At 65.8% G+C, this 15,835-nt stretch carries 13 protein-coding genes; 8 read left to right on the top strand and 5 right to left on the bottom strand.

Annotated elements, in window-relative coordinates; translation table 11 throughout:
- Positions 1–214: 214 nt before the first annotated feature.
- Positions 215–2,878: an EAL domain-containing protein gene (locus AAFG16_RS01425; protein ID WP_342736734.1), complete on the top strand. Its 2,664-nt coding sequence runs from the start codon at positions 215–217 to the stop codon at positions 2,876–2,878.
- Positions 2,879–2,922: 44 nt separating this feature from the next.
- On the opposite strand, the gene AAFG16_RS01420 is transcribed toward AAFG16_RS01425, so the two are convergent.
- Complete coding sequence (locus tag AAFG16_RS01420; RefSeq protein ID WP_342736732.1) at positions 2,923–4,017, bottom strand: phosphatase PAP2 family protein; 1,095 nt, start codon at positions 4,015–4,017, stop codon at positions 2,923–2,925.
- Between the two features lie 284 nt (positions 4,018–4,301).
- Between AAFG16_RS01420 and AAFG16_RS01415 the strand changes: the two genes are divergently transcribed.
- Positions 4,302–4,640 (top strand): hypothetical protein, encoded by a 339-nt coding sequence (locus AAFG16_RS01415; RefSeq protein ID WP_342741097.1) that lies wholly within the window; start codon positions 4,302–4,304, stop codon positions 4,638–4,640.
- Between the two features lie 114 nt (positions 4,641–4,754).
- Here AAFG16_RS01415 and AAFG16_RS01410 read toward each other — a convergent pair whose 3' ends face one another.
- From AAFG16_RS01410 to AAFG16_RS01400, 3 genes are all read right to left on the bottom strand, one after another.
- Positions 4,755–6,854: a methyl-accepting chemotaxis protein gene (locus AAFG16_RS01410; RefSeq protein ID WP_342736730.1), complete on the bottom strand. Its 2,100-nt coding sequence runs from the start codon at positions 6,852–6,854 to the stop codon at positions 4,755–4,757.
- Positions 6,855–7,012: 158 nt separating this feature from the next.
- Entirely contained in the window at positions 7,013–7,135 is a 123-nt protein-coding gene (locus AAFG16_RS01405) for a hypothetical protein (RefSeq protein WP_342736728.1), read from the bottom strand.
- 95 nt (positions 7,136–7,230) lie between these two features.
- The gene (locus tag AAFG16_RS01400) at positions 7,231–7,407 is read right to left on the bottom strand and encodes a hypothetical protein (RefSeq protein ID WP_342736726.1); all 177 of its coding nucleotides are present in this window, start codon (positions 7,405–7,407) and stop codon (positions 7,231–7,233) included.
- 132 nt (positions 7,408–7,539) lie between these two features.
- Here AAFG16_RS01400 and AAFG16_RS01395 point away from each other — a divergent pair, with 132 nt between their 5' ends.
- From AAFG16_RS01395 to AAFG16_RS01385, 3 genes are all read left to right on the top strand, one after another.
- On the top strand, positions 7,540–7,677 hold the full coding sequence (locus AAFG16_RS01395; protein WP_342736724.1) for a hypothetical protein: 138 nt from the start codon (positions 7,540–7,542) through the stop codon (positions 7,675–7,677).
- 125 nt (positions 7,678–7,802) lie between these two features.
- Positions 7,803–8,930 (top strand): beta-propeller fold lactonase family protein, encoded by a 1,128-nt coding sequence (locus tag AAFG16_RS01390; RefSeq protein WP_342736722.1) that lies wholly within the window; start codon positions 7,803–7,805, stop codon positions 8,928–8,930.
- A 332-nt stretch (positions 8,931–9,262) separates the two neighbouring features.
- Positions 9,263–10,150, top strand: coding sequence for an HlyD family efflux transporter periplasmic adaptor subunit (locus AAFG16_RS01385; protein ID WP_283083235.1), 888 nt, complete (start codon positions 9,263–9,265; stop codon positions 10,148–10,150).
- A gap of 254 nt (positions 10,151–10,404) precedes the next feature.
- On the opposite strand, the gene AAFG16_RS01380 is transcribed toward AAFG16_RS01385, so the two are convergent.
- Positions 10,405–11,256, bottom strand: a complete 852-nt coding sequence (locus tag AAFG16_RS01380) for a caspase family protein (RefSeq protein ID WP_283083234.1) — start codon at positions 11,254–11,256, stop codon at positions 10,405–10,407.
- 427 nt (positions 11,257–11,683) lie between these two features.
- Between AAFG16_RS01380 and AAFG16_RS01375 the strand changes: the two genes are divergently transcribed.
- The 3 genes from AAFG16_RS01375 (at position 11,684) to AAFG16_RS01365 (ending at position 15,677) form a co-directional block, all read left to right on the top strand.
- Complete coding sequence (locus tag AAFG16_RS01375) at positions 11,684–13,411, top strand: hypothetical protein (RefSeq protein ID WP_342736719.1); 1,728 nt, start codon at positions 11,684–11,686, stop codon at positions 13,409–13,411.
- A gap of 248 nt (positions 13,412–13,659) precedes the next feature.
- Complete coding sequence (locus AAFG16_RS01370; protein ID WP_342736717.1) at positions 13,660–14,382, top strand: thermonuclease family protein; 723 nt, start codon at positions 13,660–13,662, stop codon at positions 14,380–14,382.
- A gap of 107 nt (positions 14,383–14,489) precedes the next feature.
- Positions 14,490–15,677: an aminotransferase class V-fold PLP-dependent enzyme gene (locus tag AAFG16_RS01365; RefSeq protein WP_342736715.1), complete on the top strand. Its 1,188-nt coding sequence runs from the start codon at positions 14,490–14,492 to the stop codon at positions 15,675–15,677.
- Positions 15,678–15,835: the final 158 nt, after the last annotated feature.

The raw sequence follows: 15,835 nt of genomic DNA, 5'->3' as shown, positions 1-15,835 counted from the left end.
GCTTCGGTGGGCAAAGGCGCGCTTGCGCCGCGCCCACCATCTGTCTCCGTACGCCGAATTTGGTGGGCACGCTTCGCTTTGCCCACCCTACGGTCTGAAGTACCGCAAGGGGAACCCAACCCTCTGATTCCATTTCGATTCATATTCTCGTAACCGTTACTGGTAACGGGGTCTTGTCGGTTTTGCTGCATCTTGCATCCCACGGGAGGGCTGGATGGGCACATCAATCCGATGGACCGCGCGGATGCGCGCGTTGCTGCGCCGTTGGCAGGGAGCGCCGCTGACATGGCTGATCGTCGGCGGCTTCGTGCTGATGGTCGCAATGGCCATCGGCACCGCGCTCACCGTCGACCGCTTTCGCCAGAATGCGATCGAAAGCGGCCGCGACAGCCTGGAAAACTCCGTGCGGCTGCTGGCCCGGCATTTCGATCGCGAATTCGCCGACTTTGCGGTGCTGCAGAAGAGCGTCATCGCCGAGCTCGAAAGCCACGGCATCGAATCCGCCGACGTGTTCCGCAGCGAGATGGCCACCCTCGCCATGCACGAGGTGCTGCGCGCGAAAGCCAGCGGCTGGTCCGACGTCGCCGGCGCCAACGTGTTCGATGCTGACGGCGTTCTGATCAACTCGTCGCGGCGCTGGCCCGTCGCCGACATCTCGGTCGCCGACCGCGACTATTTCAACCGCCTCAGGAACGATCCGGCTACGCAGGAGGAGATCGAGGTCGTTCCCGGCCGGCTCGGCAACGGTCCCGCCATCGTGTTCGCGCGGCGCGTCTCCGGCCCGCACGGCGAATTCCTCGGAATGGTTTCGCGCGCGATCACGCCGGACCAGCTCGAATCCTTCTTCGCCTCGAGCGGACTCGGCGAGGAATCCTCGATCGCGATGCATCACCAGAACGGCCAGCTGCTCGCGCGCATTCCGCATGTCGATGCCATGATCGGGGAGAATTTCCGCAACGGCACGCCGGAACAGCGGGCGGTGTTCGAACGCACCTTCGTCACCACGCAGCTCGCAAGCCCGATCGACGGCAAGGACCGCATCGTCGCCTCGCGCCTCCTGACCGGCGAGCCGCTGGTCGTGGTCGCGACCAAGTCGCTGGACGCGACGCTCGCCACCTGGCGCACGCAGACGAAATTCTTCGTCTTCGTGGCCGTGCTGTCGATCGGCCTGCTCGTGCTCACGCTGTTCCTGATCTTCCGCCAGATGACGAACCGGCTCTCGGTGGAGAAGCAGCGGCTCGACACTGCGATGGACACCATGACGCAGGGCCTTCTGATGTTCGATCAGGACCAGCGCCTGATCGTCTGCAACCGGCGCTACATCGAGATGTACGGCCTCTCCACGGGCGTGGTGAAGCCCGGCGCCTATTTCCGCGACGTGATCCAGCACCGCTACGACACCGGCTCGTTCCACGGCGACGTCGATGCCTATTGCGACGACATCCTGGACAATGTCGGCCGCACCCAAAGCGCCATCGTCGAGACCGCCGACGGCCGCCTGATTGAGGTCAAGAACCAGCCTGGTGCAGCCGGCGGCTGGCTTGCCACCCATGACGATGTCACCGAGCGTATCCGCGCCGACGAGCGCATCGCGCATATGGCGCATTACGACGCGCTGACCGACCTGCCCAACCGCGTGCTGATGCGCGGTCATCTGGAGCGCCGCATCGCCGAGCTCGCCCAGGGCAAGCCGTTCGCGATCCTCTATATCGACGTCGACGAGTTCAAGGGCGTCAACGATTCGCTGGGACACGAGGTCGGCGACGAGCTGCTGCGCCAGGTCGCGAACCGTCTGCGCGGCTGCGTCAGCGGCAACGATCTGGTCGCGCGCCTCGGCGGCGACGAATTCGCCATCATCAAGGCCGGGACCTGCGACGAGGCCGAGCTGACAAATCTGGCGGACAATATCCTGACAGCGCTGCGCACGCCGGTGAACTGCAAGGGCCAGGAGATCCCGACCGATGCCAGCATCGGCATCGCGATCGCGCCCGACCATGGCGACAATCTCGACGATCTGCTCAAGCGCGCCGATCTTGCGATGTATGCGGCCAAGACCGAGGGCCGCGGCACTTTCCGCATCTTCATCCCCGAATACGACGCCAAGGCACGGCAGCGCCGCCAGCTCGAGCTCGATCTGCGCCAGGCGCTGACCCGCGGCGAGTTCGAGGTGCACTATCAGCCGCTGGTCGATCTTGCCGCCAATGTCGTCACCGGCTGCGAGGCGCTGCTGCGCTGGCGCCATCCCGAACGCGGCATGGTCTCGCCCGCCGATTTCATCCCGGTTGCGGAAGACACCGGGCTGATCGGCGAGATCGGCGAATGGGTCTTGCGGCAGGCCTGCACCGAGGCGGCAAGCTGGCCCGGCGATATCCACATCGCCGTCAACGTCTCGCCGGTGCAGTTCCGCTCGCGGACGCTGGCGCTGAAAGTCGCCGCGGCGCTCGTGGAGTCGGGGCTCTCGCCCGGCCGGCTCGAGCTCGAGGTCACCGAGACGGTGCTGATCCGCGACGACGAGGAGGCGCTCACCATCCTGCAGCAGCTGCGCGAGCTCGGCGTGCGCATCGCGCTCGACGATTTCGGCACCGGCTATTCGTCGTTGAGCTATCTGCATCGCTTCCCCTTCGACAAGATCAAGATCGATCGCAGCTTCATCAGCGACATCGGTCAATCCGAGGACTCCTCGCCGATCGTGCAGGCCGTGGTGCACATGGCCGCCGCGCGCCGCATGGCGACGACGGCCGAAGGCGTCGAGACCGAAGCCCAGCGCGAGGTGCTGCGCCAGCTCGGATGCAGCCAGATGCAGGGCTGGCTGTTCAGCCCGGCCGTGCCCGCGGCGAAGCTGAAGCAGCTGCTGTCGAAGCAGGCGGCGGCGGCTTAGCTATTGATGTCCGGAAGTGGACGCAAGGTGCCGCTTCGACAGCGCTACGACGCCCGGCGAAGCGCGTCGGCCTTTTCGTACGCGCCGACCGGGGGCAGATACAGCTCGCCACCGGCTTCCATCCGCTCACCCATCATGCGGGTGAGCGTGTGCCGGACCGCAACCCAGCTTAAAAGCGCGATGGCCAGACCCGCGGCGACATCGGAGAAGTAATGACTTCCGTCCACCGGCGTTGCCGCGATCATCGCGACGTTGAGCATGGTTGCGATCCAGCCGACATATTTGACGCGCCACAGCGCCAGCAGGAAGAGAAGCCCGAGCGCGGCATGCAGGCTCGGGAAGCTGATGATGCCCTCGGCGCCCTCGGCGACCAGATGGACGAACGTGCCATCGCGCAATCCGAAGAATACGGGAAGAGGCAGATCCCGCGTCACCGGCACGATGGCGGGAGAATTGACCGCCGACAGATGCAGATGACCCCAGACGCCCTGGGCCGGCATCAATGTCGAGACGCCGATCGTCACCAGCGTCGTCAGCGCGAAGCTGAGCATGAACACGCGCAATCGCAGTGAATGCCCTGCCGCGGCGAGGACAACGACGATGGCCGTCGCCTGCACGGCGAAGCTCGCATAGGCAAGCGCCAGGATCCGGTGCAGCAGCGGCGCCGCGTTCATGGCATCGAGCCACGACATCCAGTCGAAGCCCATGCGCCGATCGAGCGCCATGAGCTCACTGTCCCATAGCGGAAAGGCCGCGCTTGCCGAGACATACGACACGGGCGCAGCCACCGCCGCAAAGGCGATGATCTGGGCGGCACTGACCAGCGCGTCGGCGAGAGCCGCGTCTTTTCTGACCGTCGAGTAGAACCAGCTTCCCAGCACCAGCAGAGAGGCGACGAGCCCTGGTTTCCAGAATGTCATCCATTCGATCTGGAACGGCCCGAGCATCGATGCGCTCAACACCAGACCGGCCATGACCGCAATCACGATCCAGACGACACGATCGGCGTACTTCAACCGATCAAGGTGGAGACGTTGGGTCATGCGGCGATCGACCAGAAACGACGGAGTGAGTTCTACGGACGAGGCACGGGCTCGACCGCGGAAACACCGGCACCTGACGCGGGCAATGACGATCACCGAATCCGGCCAGTCGAGGCCACACTTACTGTACGAAGGGTTAAGGACTCGTTCTTTCGATCGTTCAGGTGCCTTTGACGGACGGCGGAGATCGCCCCGCTCACGGCCCCGCAAAAAATAGGATCAAACCTCGGGCCTTGCGGTTATCGCGCTGCCGAGACGGCCGGAACTCCGGCCGGCGGACGGCAGCCAACATGCATCACGCGCATCGCAGCAGGCGCCGCGTCTGCGCGCTCGCGCGTGCGCGGATCGAGCGAGGCGACATGGCGGTCGTGACTTTCAGGATGATCCCTCTTCTGGCGGCGATCGCCATGATCGGCCCGCCAGCGCAGGGCCGCGACGATGGCCGCTACGCCAACTCGCCGCTCAAGGGCTGGTTCGAGAGCCTGCACAGCAAGGCCGGCGGCCCCTGCTGCGCCGATGCCGACGGCACCGCGCTCGACGATGTCGACTGGGACACGCGCGACGGACATTATCGCGTGAGGCTTCAGGGCGCCTGGATCGCGGTGCCCGACGACGCCGTGATCACCGAGCCGAACCGCGTCGGCCGCACCATGGTCTGGCCCTATTACGTCAACGGCCGCGCCATGATCCGCTGCTTCATGCCCGGCAGCATGATCTGAGGGTCTGGAATTCTTGTAGGGTGGGCAAAGCGCAGCGTGCCCACCAATCCTCCATCCGCGAGAGATGGTGGGCACGGCGCGAAGTGCGCCTTTGCCCACCCTACGACATCAAGGCTACGCGGCGCGGAGGTCGCCGACGAAGCGGTCGACGTCGCGCTTCAGATCGTCGGACAGACGCGCCAGCATCTTGGCAGACTCCAGCACCTCGCCGGCGGCGGCGCCCGTTTGACCGGCGGCTTGCGAGACGCCGGAGATGTGGCGCGAGACTTCATTCGTGCCTTGCGAGGCCTGCTGCACATTGCGCGCAATCTCGCGCGTCGCGGCGCCCTGCTGCTCGACGGCAGCCGCGATCGCCGCTGCGATCTCGTTGACGCGCTGGATGGTGGTGCCGATCGACTGGATCGCAGTCACCGACGACTGGGTCGCGCCCTGGATCGCGGCGACCTGGCCGGTGATCTCCTCGGTCGCCTTGGCGGTCTGCGTGGCGAGGTTCTTCACCTCGGATGCGACCACCGCAAAGCCGCGCCCGGCCTCGCCGGCACGCGCGGCCTCGATGGTGGCGTTGAGCGCGAGCAGATTGGTCTGCTCGGCAATGCCCGTGATCAGCGCGACGACGTCGCCGATGCGCTGGGCGGCATCCGCCAGCGCCTGCACCTCGCCGTTGGTGCGCGCGGCCTCGCTCGCGGCGGCGCCGGCAATGCTGGAGGATTCGGCGACCTGGCGGCTGATCTCGCTGATCGAGGCCGAGAGCTCTTCGGTGGCGGCGGCAACCGTCTGCACGTTGGAGGAGGCATCGCCCGACAGGGTCGCGACCGAGGCGGCCTTGGAGGAGCCCTGCTCGGCGGTCGACGACATCGATTGCGCAGTGCCGTTCAGCTCGCCGGAGGCCGAGGCGAGCGTGTGCAGCGATTCCGTGACGGTCCGCTCGAACTCTCCAATCAGCCGCTCGACGGCGAGCTGGCGCCGCTCCTTCTTCGCCTGCTCGGCGGCCCGCTCCTCGGCGAGACGGTCGCCGGTCATCATGTTCTCCTTGAACACGGCGACCGCGCGCGACATTTCGCCGATCTCGTCGCCGCGCGCGATGCCTGTGAGCTCGATCGCATAGTCGCGCTCGGCAAGCGAGCGCATCGCCTGCGTCATCTGACGGATCGGCGCGCTGACGCGGCGGCGCACCAGGATGAAGCCGGACAACGTGATGGCAAGCGCGACCAGCATCATCGCACCGTTGAGCGCGAGGCTCCATTTCGCCGATGTCATCTGCTGCCCGGCGCGGGCGACCATTTCGGCGAGCGCGGCCTGGCCGGCTTCGACGCTGGAGTTGAGGATGGCGGTGTTGAGCTTCGACAGGTCCTCGATCTTGATGTCGATGGTCTGGTTGTTGCTCAGCGCCTTGATGAAGCCCTGCTGGCGCTCGGCCATGGCGGCGGCCTCGCCCTGCTTCGAGCGCGCGACCACGTCGGTGAGGCTGGCGGGTGCATCCGCGCGGCTGGCTACATCCAACACCTGGCTCCAGGCCTGCTTGGCGCGGCCGGTGTCCTCGGCGGCACCGACCATGTCGGCGGCGCTCCAGGGCTTGCCGCTCGCGGCCGCAGCTTCCAGACGGATGGCGACGAGGCCGCCGAAATTACGCGCGGCCCAGGCCGACTGCTTGACGCTGAGCAGATGATCGACCACGGGATCGGTAAGCTTGAGCGCGTTCTCGAGCTCGCCGGTCAGCGCCAGGATCGCATCAAGATAGTCCTGGGCTACTTTCCGAAACTCGTCGCCGACCTTCGGATCGCGCTCGGCCTTCGCCTGGTGAATGGCGGCTTCCGCCCTGGGCCGCAGCGGCATCAGTGCATCGTGGACTGCAACCAGCTTGCCGAGGGCGCCGGCAAGGCGCGAATCGGACACGCCATCGAGACGCTCGAGCACGCTCTTGTAAGCCGCTTCCGACAACTGCCGGTTGGTGGCGATGCGGCTGTCGGCATTGGCATTGGCCGGGGCGTCTGCAACGAGTGCCGACAGGAAGGTGCCGCGCTCGAGCCGGAAGCCGAGCAGGGTCGCGAACAGCTGCTGGTCGGTGCTGGCGAAGCGCTCGACCTTCTGCGCCGCGCTGTTGCGCTCGACGGCGGCAAGGAGCCCGGTCGCGAGCTGCCCGATCAGGAACACGCCAAGAACGCCGATGATCGCGCCGAGAACGGAGCGAATGGAGGGATTGCCGAACAATGCCATAGTGAGCGCCGGGCCTTGCGGAAAAGATGCAGAAAAATACCGGGCGGCTCCTAAGATTCGGTTCACCAAATGCGTGGGGGCGCGGGCATGCGAGCCCGGGACTCCGTTAAATTCCGGTCGGTTGAACTACGGAAATCAGGGCCGCGGGCGGCGCCGGCTCACTTCGCCTGGCGGGCGGCCTGGATTTCGACGAACTCGGCGTCGGGATGGCTGATGATGGTGGCGACCCAGATGCCGCTGATGATCAGCGACCAGGCGGTGTCCCAATAGATCCAAAACACGTGCCAGCCTCCCTTTCGCTCTCCTCCGCCCGCGGGATCAGGGTAACGGCAAGGCGGGGCCGCCGTTCCCAATGAAAGTGCGCGCGGGCGAGGCGCTATTTTGATTTGGTCGGCGGCGGCGTGCGATCGGTTTGGCCGGTGTGGCGCTTTGCCACGACGTCCTCATCGCGCGGCCCTTGGCGCGGGCGCGGCGGCGGCTTCGGCTGGCCGGCCTGACCGCCATGCTTGCCGCCCATGTCGGGCTTGCCTTCAAGATCGTTTTCGCGGGGCATGACGGGTCAATGCGCGGGCGCGACATTGGTTCGCTGGGTTCGCCTGTGAATGAGTTCATAGGATCGTCGCCGTTTGCAGTGCACGATCGCTGGCGGCGATGGGGGTATCGAACGAATGATGGATCTGGCCTGATGCGGAAACGACTCGTGGTCTGGACGATCTTGACCTGCGCGCTGGTTGCGGTCGCGGTGTGGGGCGTGCTCGGAGCACCCGACTATGCGACCGGCCCGCATTTGCCCTCCCGCAACCTGACGGCGGCGGTGCGCTAGCCGGCCCGCACGACCGATACGATTTCGGCATCGATCGATCTCAATTGGAATTTGGTGCGGCGGCGCGGCTCCCGCTATCCTCCCCGGCAAAAGAACCAGGCCGCACCGGCTTGATGGAGGAGCCCATGTTGAGACCGATACGCCGCAGCGCATCGCGCGCTGCGATCGCCACACTCGCTTTCTTCGCCCTCATCCCTGGAGTCCGCCCCGGCATGGCCGAGACCTTCGCTTATGTCGGCAACGCCGACAGCAACGACATCAGCGTGTTCAAGCTTGCCGACAACGGCGAGATGACGGCGGTGCAGACCGCCGCCTTCACCGGCGTCGAGAAGCCCGGCTCCTCGACGCCGCTCGCGATCACGCCCGACCACCGCGTGCTGATCGCCGGCGTGCGTTCGCAGCCGTTCCTCGCGGTGAGCTTTGCGATCGACCCCAAGACAGGACAGCTCAGCCACATCGGCAACGGGCCGCTCGCCGACAGCATGGCGAACATCGCCGTCGACCACGGCGGCAAATTCCTGTTCAGCGCCTCCTATGGCGGCAACAAGGTCGCGCTCAATCCGCTTCCTGCCAACGGCGTCGTTGGTGAGCCGAAGCAGGTGATTCCGACCGGCCTCAACGCGCACGCCTTCCTGCCCTCGCCCGACAACCGTTTCGTGTTCGCGACCAATCTCGGCTCGGACCAGGTACTGGGCTTTGCATTCGATGCCACCGCCGGCACGCTGACGCCGAACGATCCGCCGGCCTACAAGGTGCCGGACAAATCGGGGCCGCGACACTTCGTGTTCCATCCCAACGGCAAGTTCGTGTACATGATCCACGAGCTGAACGGCGATGTCGCCGCCTTCAGCTATGAGGCCAAGAGCGGCGCATGGGACGAGATCCAGCGCACCACCGCATTGCCGGAAGGATTCACCGGCAAGGAGTCTGGTAAGAAGCCCTGGGCCGCCGACATCCACATCACGCCCGACGGCCGCTTCCTCTACGCCTCCGAGCGCACCACCAGCACGATCGCCGCCTACAAGGTCGATGCGACCAGCGGCAAGCTGACCACCATCGGCAGCGTGCCGACCGAGAAGCAGCCGCGCGGCTTCCACATCGATCCCTCCAGCCGCTATCTCGCCGCGGTCGGCGAGCTCTCCGACAGCATGACGGTCTATGCCATCGACCAGTCGAGCGGCGCGCTGGGGAAACTGAAATCCTATCCGACCGGAAAGAAGCCGAACTGGGTGGAGTTCTTGAGCCTGCCGTGATGGCTGCTCCTACCTCCCCTCCTCGCGCAACATCATAGGAGGCCGTCATGCCCGGGCTTGTCCCGGGCATCCACGTCCTTCGTTCCACGTGGCCAAGACGTGGATGGCCGGGACATAGGCGAGCGAAGCGACGCCGTCCTTCGGACGGCTATGCCCGGCCATGACGAGTTTGCGGGACAACTACCCGCGAACCTTACCTCCATTCCCGCAGACTAATTCAACAAGCGGCATCGCGCCGCCTGCGCTGCGGCATTCTCATCCGGCCGGCCCATGGCCCGCCGCGGTTGCTTCTGCTATCGATGAGGCCGTCAAGGCTCCAACCGGAATGACCGATGCGTCCATTGCCTGCGCGTTTCCTCTCCAGACATCTCGTTGCGCTCACCGGACTATTGCTGCTGTCCGCTCCATTCGCGCGAGCCGCCGAAGACGAGGCGCCGAAGGGGCCGGCGGTCACGGTGCTGAAGGCGGCAAAATCCTGCTTCTCCGACATCGTCGAGGCGACGGGCACGATCATCGCGCGCGAGGAAACCTCGGTGCGGCCCGAGCGTCCCGGCCTGAAGGTGACGGAGGTGCTGGCGGAAGCCGGCGACACCATTACGGCCGGCCAGGTGCTGGCGCGGCTGGCGCTGCCCGAAGGCGGCACGCTTCAGGTCACCGCGCCGGTGGCAGGCGTGATCGCGACCTCGACGGCGCAGATCGGCAATTTCGCCTCGGCCAAGGGCGAAGCCCTGTTCACGATCGTGGCGCGCAGCGAATACGACCTCGTCGGCCTGGTCGCGACCACCGATATCGGCAAGCTCGCGGTTGGCCAGCAGGCGACGGTGCGCATCGCCGGCGCCGGCGATCTCGACGGCAAGGTGCGCCGCATCGGGCCGACCGTCGAGCCGAACATCCAGCAGGGCATGGTCTATATCGGCATCTCCTCGCAGAAGCGGCTCTTGCTGAACGCGAGCGGGCGCGCGCTGATCAAGACCGGGCAGAGCTGCAACGTCGCGGTACCGCTCACCGCCGTGCAATATTCCTCCGCCGGCACCGTGGTGCAGGTGATCCGCCGCAACCGCGTCGAGACCAAGCGCGTCGAGATCGGCTTGATGTCGGGCGGCAATATCGAGGTCCGCGACGGCCTCAACGAAGGCGACATCGTCATCGCCCGCGCCGGCGCGCTCTTGCGCGAAGGCGATCCGGTACGCCCGGCGATGGCCGCGGAAGCGGCGAAGTAGTCTCAGCCGTCATTGCGAGCGAAGCGACGCAATCCAGAATCTCTCCGCGGAGGGATCCTGGATTGCTTCGTCGCAAGAGCTCCTCGCAATGACGGTGGAGAGGCAGACGTGCGCTAAGGCACGGCTATCGTAGGGTGGGCAAAGCGGAGCGTGCCCACGTCTTTCTATCGACGTCTTTCTATCGAAACGTAAAAGATGGTGGGCACGGCGCTTTGCGCCTTTGCCCACCCTACAAGAGCTGCGATTGCCGCGAACTAGCCGCCGGCCTGGTCGAACTGCACGTCTTCGAGCAGCGAGGACGACACGGTCGGGACCTGGTCGCCTTCGGAGGCGCGGGAGATGGCGACGCGGGTCTTGTTGAAGACGGCTTCGGCGCTGCTGCTCTGCGCATTGAGATTGCCGAGCAGCTCACTGATCAGCACGCTGTGCTCGCCCTTGCCGTCATCGACGACCTTGCCAGGCGAGGCCGAGGACAGGATCAGCGCATTGTCGGGCGCGCTGATCGGCGCAAGACCGTGGCTGTAGGAGCGGAAGCGGCGCTCATAGGGATTGCGGCGGGAGGCGTCGACGACGACCAGCTTGGCCTTGGCGCCCTGCTGCTTCATCATGTCGAGCACGCCCTCGATGGACACGCCATGGCGGCGGACGTCGCTTTCCTTCCAGATCACGGCATCGACCGGCAGCATGTAGCTCTCGCGGCCGGCCTGCACGCCGAAGCCGCCGAAGAACAGCATGACGACGGTGTCGGGCTTGATCCGCGACTTCAGGCGGTTGACGGCGCGGATCATGTCGTCCTTGGTCGCGTCTTCCACCATGTCGACGTCAAAGCCGCTCTTGCGCAGGCTCGAGGACAGCGCGCGGGCGTCGTTGATCGACTGCGTCAGCGGCGCGCTGGCGTCGGGGTAATGTCCATTGCCGATGACGAGGGCGAGGCGCGAGGTCTGGCCGATCGAGCCGGTGACCTGGTCGGTCGAGACGGCCTTGGCGGCATCGAGCGCACGCATGTTGAGGGCAGCATGGGCGCCGATCACAAGCGAGACCGTGCCGATGAGGGCTGCGGCGACTGCGATCGTGCGTCGGGAAATGTCGAGCTGCCTTAAATTCATCTCGCTTCATTCCTGTCAGTGCCAAAGACCAGCCAAGCGCGCGCACACAGTTTGAGTAGCGCGATAGCGGCTTTAGGTTTGAGGGATTGGCCGGGGATGTGCCCCCGAATTGCGCGCAATTTGCGGCGCCGCACCAAACAAACCCTTAACCGGATATCGCCCGCGGGGCAATAGATTGTCCTAAATTTGAGCTAAGACACTGAATGTATTAACTAATTCTCCCGGCCCAATATGTGGATTTTTTGCGTCCCCGTGGCCTTCCGCAGCCTCATCATGCAGCCTCCGTGCCGGTTTTTTCCGTGACCATCGTCACATTTGTTTTTCCCGCGAATCCGGGTAGCTTTTTCAAAGACTTGGCGAGGGGGTGGCGCGCGGATGGGAGCGTGCCGGGCCGCTCCTGACCAAGGCCCCCGCGACCAGGTATTTCATGAGCTTTCATTATTTCGCCGGTGCCGCCTGCCGGGCGCTGACAGCGCGCAAGGATGGCCCTTCTCTTTATGACGTGTGCGATCCCGTGTTGGCGGTGACCACCGGCGGCGATCCGCATCTGGCCAAGTTTTACAAGACCGCGCTCGGCAATCCCGCGTTGCGCCTGCTGCTCCGTCGCGCCGGCCTGCCCGAGCTGCGCGAGGAGGCGAAGCTGACCCGGCTGCGCGAGGCGCTCGCCCGCGCCCGCGACGATGCCGAGCCGGACTGGGCCGCGGTCGGCCAGCCCGTCGCCGATCTCGTCGACTGCATGGCCCTCGATCATCCCAAGCCGCCGCCAGCGGCGTTCACCGCGGCGCTGCCGCAGCAATCGCAGATCGACGGCGTGATCCGCGACTGCGCGCAGCATCTCCTCGGCTCGTATCGCAAGAACGGTTTCCTGCCGACCTATGCCGCCTTCAACCTGATCGGCGATCCCGACTTCCGCGGACGCGAGCTGATCATGGCGCTGACGGGCCTGAACGCGCGCGGCTACAAGAACTCATCGCTGCTGTTCAACCTCGCCCGCGTCTTCATCGCGCGCTCGCACGCAGCCGCCGTGGTCAATCCACCCTGGAAGGGCATCGCCGAGCCGATGTGGGAGCCGGTGCAGATCCGTCACCGCTCGGCCTATTACGACGCCTTCTTCATCGAGGCGCTGCTGAGCTATGTCGAGACCGGGCTGGCTTCGCCCGCGGACAAGACGGCAGCCGAGCGCGCGATCGCCGACATGGTGGATTTCTGCGTCAATATCAGCCGCGAGGAGGTCGAGGGCGTCGACGGCGCGCGGTTCAACGTCATCACCGCGCTGGCACCTCCGCCGCATCCGCGCTTCTCGCGCTATTTCGCGCAGATCAAGCAGGACCTCGGCTTCGGCGTCTACGTGCCGGATTGCGACACCACGGCGTGCTCGATCTCGGCGGCGACGCAGGCCGGCTGCCTTGATGCGATCATCGACCAGCCGCTGCTGGATTTCTATGCCGGCTATCAGGTACGCGCCGGGATCAACGAACCACGCGTGACCGTGCCGCTCAACGACAATATCGACTATGAGGGCGGCGTTGCGACCTGGATCGACAACCTGAAGGGCGAGCGGCCCTACGGCAACGATCTCGATCCCACGCTCAATCTCGACATTCTCGAGGTGAGCTTTCGCAACCTCGCGCGCTGGAAGATCCTGGAGACGCCGGCGCGGCTCGCCACCGTGCACCGGATCATCGGCTTCCAGAAGCGTCTCGCCGCCAGCGGCGCCTTCGCCAATCCGCGCTCGCACATCTATTACCTGCCGGAGCTCTACAGCGCCTATTTCGGCCGCTGCTATGCGGCGTTCCTGACGCTGCCGCTGGCGGCGCAGGCTCTGATCGATCCCAACGGCGATTTCGATTTCATCCGCCACCGCGTGCTGTCCTACGTCAAGGGCGAGCTGATGGCCGCGGAGATGAACGTGTTCGACGCCGCGCTGGCGCTGATCGCGCTCGGCCATCTCGGCGCCGATCCGCGCGCCTTCGCGCCGGCGCTGAACGTGATCGTCTCCGGGCTCGGCGAAGGCGGCCGCCGCGGCCCGTTCCGCGCCTACGAATGGAACAAGATGAAGACGCCGACGCGGATTTTGGTCGGCGGGCCGGAGGTGACGTCGGCGTTCGTGTTGATGGGGCTGGCCGTGGCGAAAAGGGCGATGGCGCGGGGGTGACTCGTGCCCCCGACGCAGGTCTCGTAGGGTGGGCAAAGGCGCGGAGCGCCGTGCCCACGATCTCTCGCCACGCAAGACATCGTGGGCACGCTTCGCTTTGCCCACCCTACGGCACCGTCGACCGCACGAAGGCCGTCGCAAATGACAGGAAGTTGAAAGCCTATCCGTTAGGCATAAGCTGGCCGCGAGGCCAAAAGCCGACCACAATTGCGCGCCTCTATCGACATTTTCATCACACGCGGACCGGCATGTTGCGAAAATTCCTGATTGCGCTGTGTTTCCTCGTCCCGTCGCTGGCCGAGGCCGCCGACATCACCGGCACGGCGAAGATCCGCGACGGCGATTCCGTCGTGATCGGCAACACGCGGATCCGGCTCGGCGGCGTCGACGCGCCGTCGTCCGACCAGCTCTGCCTCAACACCAAGGGCGAGCGCTGGACCTGCGGCGTCGCCGCCCGCGACGAGCTCGCCAAATACACCGAGGGCAAGACCTGGGTCTGCCATGCCCGATCGATCGATCGGCGTGGCCGCACCGTGGCGCGCTGCGAGGTCGGCGGCGAGGACATCCAGAAATGGCTGGTGCGCAGCGGCTGGGCGCTGGCCTATACCCGCATCTCCCATGATTACGAGCCAGATGAGGTTGCCGCGCGTGAGGCAAAAGCCGGGATGTGGCAGGGCGCCTTCATCGCACCCTGGGACTGGCGGGTGCGCAACAAGAAGACCCCGATCCTGGGCGCGACCAAGCCGCCGGAGGGCGCGCATGCGGTGCTGCTCGCGTCCGCCTCGGGCCCCGTCGCGCCCTCGCCGGACTGCACCATCAAGGGCAACGTCAACACATCGGGCGAGTGCATCTATCACCAGCCGACCAGCCGCTGGTACACGCAGATCAAGATGAAGATCAGCAAGGGCACCCGCTGGTTCTGCTCGGTGGAAGAGGCGGAAGCGGCCGGCTGCCGGGAGACTAAGAGATAACCCACTTCAGGCCTGCATTTTCGGCGCTTTTCTCAGGCCCCAGCGCCGCGTAAAAGTAGGAATCAGCGACCTACCAGCCTGTCCTCCAACAACAAGGACCAACAGCAATGACCGTTCGCGCGGGCCGGGAATTTCTGGCCATCCCCGGGCCCACCACGATGCCCGACGAGGTGCTGCGGGCGATGCACCGCCCGGCGATCGACATCTACTCCAAGGAGATGCACGATCTGACCGACAGCCTGCTCGGCGACATCTCGAAACTGTTTGCGACCAAGGGCAAGTCCTACATCTACATCGCCAACGGTCACGGCGCCTGGGAAGCCGCGCTCAGCAACGTGCTGTCGCGCGGCGACAAGGTGCTGGTGCTGGAGAGCGGACGCTTCGCGATCGGCTGGGGCAATGCGGCAGCCTTGATGGGCGCCGAGGTCGAGGTGCTCAAGGGCGACTGGCGCCGTGCGGTCCGTCCGCACGAGGTCGAGGAGCGCCTGCGCCGCGACAAGGAGCACAGCATCAAGGCCGTCGTGGTGGTCCAGGTCGACACGGCTTCGGGCGTGCAGAACGACATCGAGGCGATCGGCAAGGCGATCAAGGCGGCCGGCCATCCCGCGCTGTACATGGTCGATACTGTCGCCTCGCTCGGCTGCATGCCGTTCGAGATGGACAAATGGGGCGTCGACGTCGCGATGTCCGGTTCGCAGAAGGGCCTGATGACGCCGCCCGGCCTCGGCTTCGTCGCCGCCAATGCCCGCGCGCTCGAGGTGCACAAGAAGGCCAATCTGTCGACGCCCTATTGGAGCTGGAGCGAGCGCGAGGGCACCGAGAACTATCGCAAATATGCCGGCACCGCGCCGGTGCATCTGTTGTTCGCGCTGCGCCAGGCGATCGACATGCTGCACGCCGAAGGGCTGGAGAACGCCTTCCGCCGCCACAGCCTGCTCGGCGAGGCCGCGCGCCGCGCGGTTTCGGTCTGGGCCGAAGGCCAGGTGCTTGGCTTCAACGTCGCGGAGGCGAACGAGCGCTCCAACACCGTGACGACGGTGACCATGAGCAACGGCCATGACCCGGCGGTGCTGCAACGCTATTGCAAGGACAAATGCGGCGTCGTGCTCGGCACCGGCATCGGCGACCTCTCGGGGCAAGCCTTCCGCATCGCCCATATGGGCCATGTCAACGCGCCGATGCTGCTCGGCACGCTCGGGGTGGTCGAGATCGCCCTGAACGCACTGAAGATCCCCCACGGCAAGGGCGGGCTGGAAGCGGCGGTGTCGTATCTCGGTGAAGAGGTGGCGGTGTAACAAGCCGCCGTCATCCCTGCGAACGTCTCTTCTTTCTTCCTTCTCCCCTTGTGGGAGAAGGTGGCGCGAAGCGCCGGATGAGGGGTTGCTTCCGCGGGCTCAACAGGCGGCTTCGCGCGCGGATAGGTACCCCTCACCCGTCTCGCCGCTCCGCGGCG

Origin of the sequence: Bradyrhizobium sp. B117 (genome assembly GCF_038969555.1) — a bacterium.
Classification (GTDB): Bacteria; Pseudomonadota; Alphaproteobacteria; order Rhizobiales; family Xanthobacteraceae; genus Bradyrhizobium.
The sequence above is the reverse complement of the archived record's forward strand: the minus strand, read 5'-3'. Positions and strand labels throughout refer to the sequence as shown.

What these genes read in the sequence shown, in the direction of transcription:
- AAFG16_RS01425 (WP_342736734.1), top strand. Translation starts at nt 215, where the DNA reads ATGGGCACATCAATCCGATGGACCGCGCGGATGCGCGCGTTGCTGCGC.
- AAFG16_RS01415 (WP_342741097.1), top strand. Translation starts at nt 4,302, where the DNA reads ATGATCCCTCTTCTGGCGGCGATCGCCATGATCGGCCCGCCAGCGCAG.
- AAFG16_RS01410 (WP_342736730.1), bottom strand. Translation starts at nt 6,854, where the DNA reads ATGGCATTGTTCGGCAATCCCTCCATTCGCTCCGTTCTCGGCGCGATC.
- AAFG16_RS01400 (WP_342736726.1), bottom strand. Translation starts at nt 7,407, where the DNA reads ATGCCCCGCGAAAACGATCTTGAAGGCAAGCCCGACATGGGCGGCAAG.
- AAFG16_RS01395 (WP_342736724.1), top strand. Translation starts at nt 7,540, where the DNA reads ATGCGGAAACGACTCGTGGTCTGGACGATCTTGACCTGCGCGCTGGTT.
- AAFG16_RS01390 (WP_342736722.1), top strand. Translation starts at nt 7,803, where the DNA reads ATGTTGAGACCGATACGCCGCAGCGCATCGCGCGCTGCGATCGCCACA.
- AAFG16_RS01385 (WP_283083235.1), top strand. Translation starts at nt 9,263, where the DNA reads ATGCGTCCATTGCCTGCGCGTTTCCTCTCCAGACATCTCGTTGCGCTC.
- AAFG16_RS01380 (WP_283083234.1), bottom strand. Translation starts at nt 11,256, where the DNA reads ATGAATTTAAGGCAGCTCGACATTTCCCGACGCACGATCGCAGTCGCC.
- AAFG16_RS01375 (WP_342736719.1), top strand. Translation starts at nt 11,684, where the DNA reads ATGAGCTTTCATTATTTCGCCGGTGCCGCCTGCCGGGCGCTGACAGCG.
- AAFG16_RS01370 (WP_342736717.1), top strand. Translation starts at nt 13,660, where the DNA reads ATGTTGCGAAAATTCCTGATTGCGCTGTGTTTCCTCGTCCCGTCGCTG.
- AAFG16_RS01365 (WP_342736715.1), top strand. Translation starts at nt 14,490, where the DNA reads ATGACCGTTCGCGCGGGCCGGGAATTTCTGGCCATCCCCGGGCCCACC.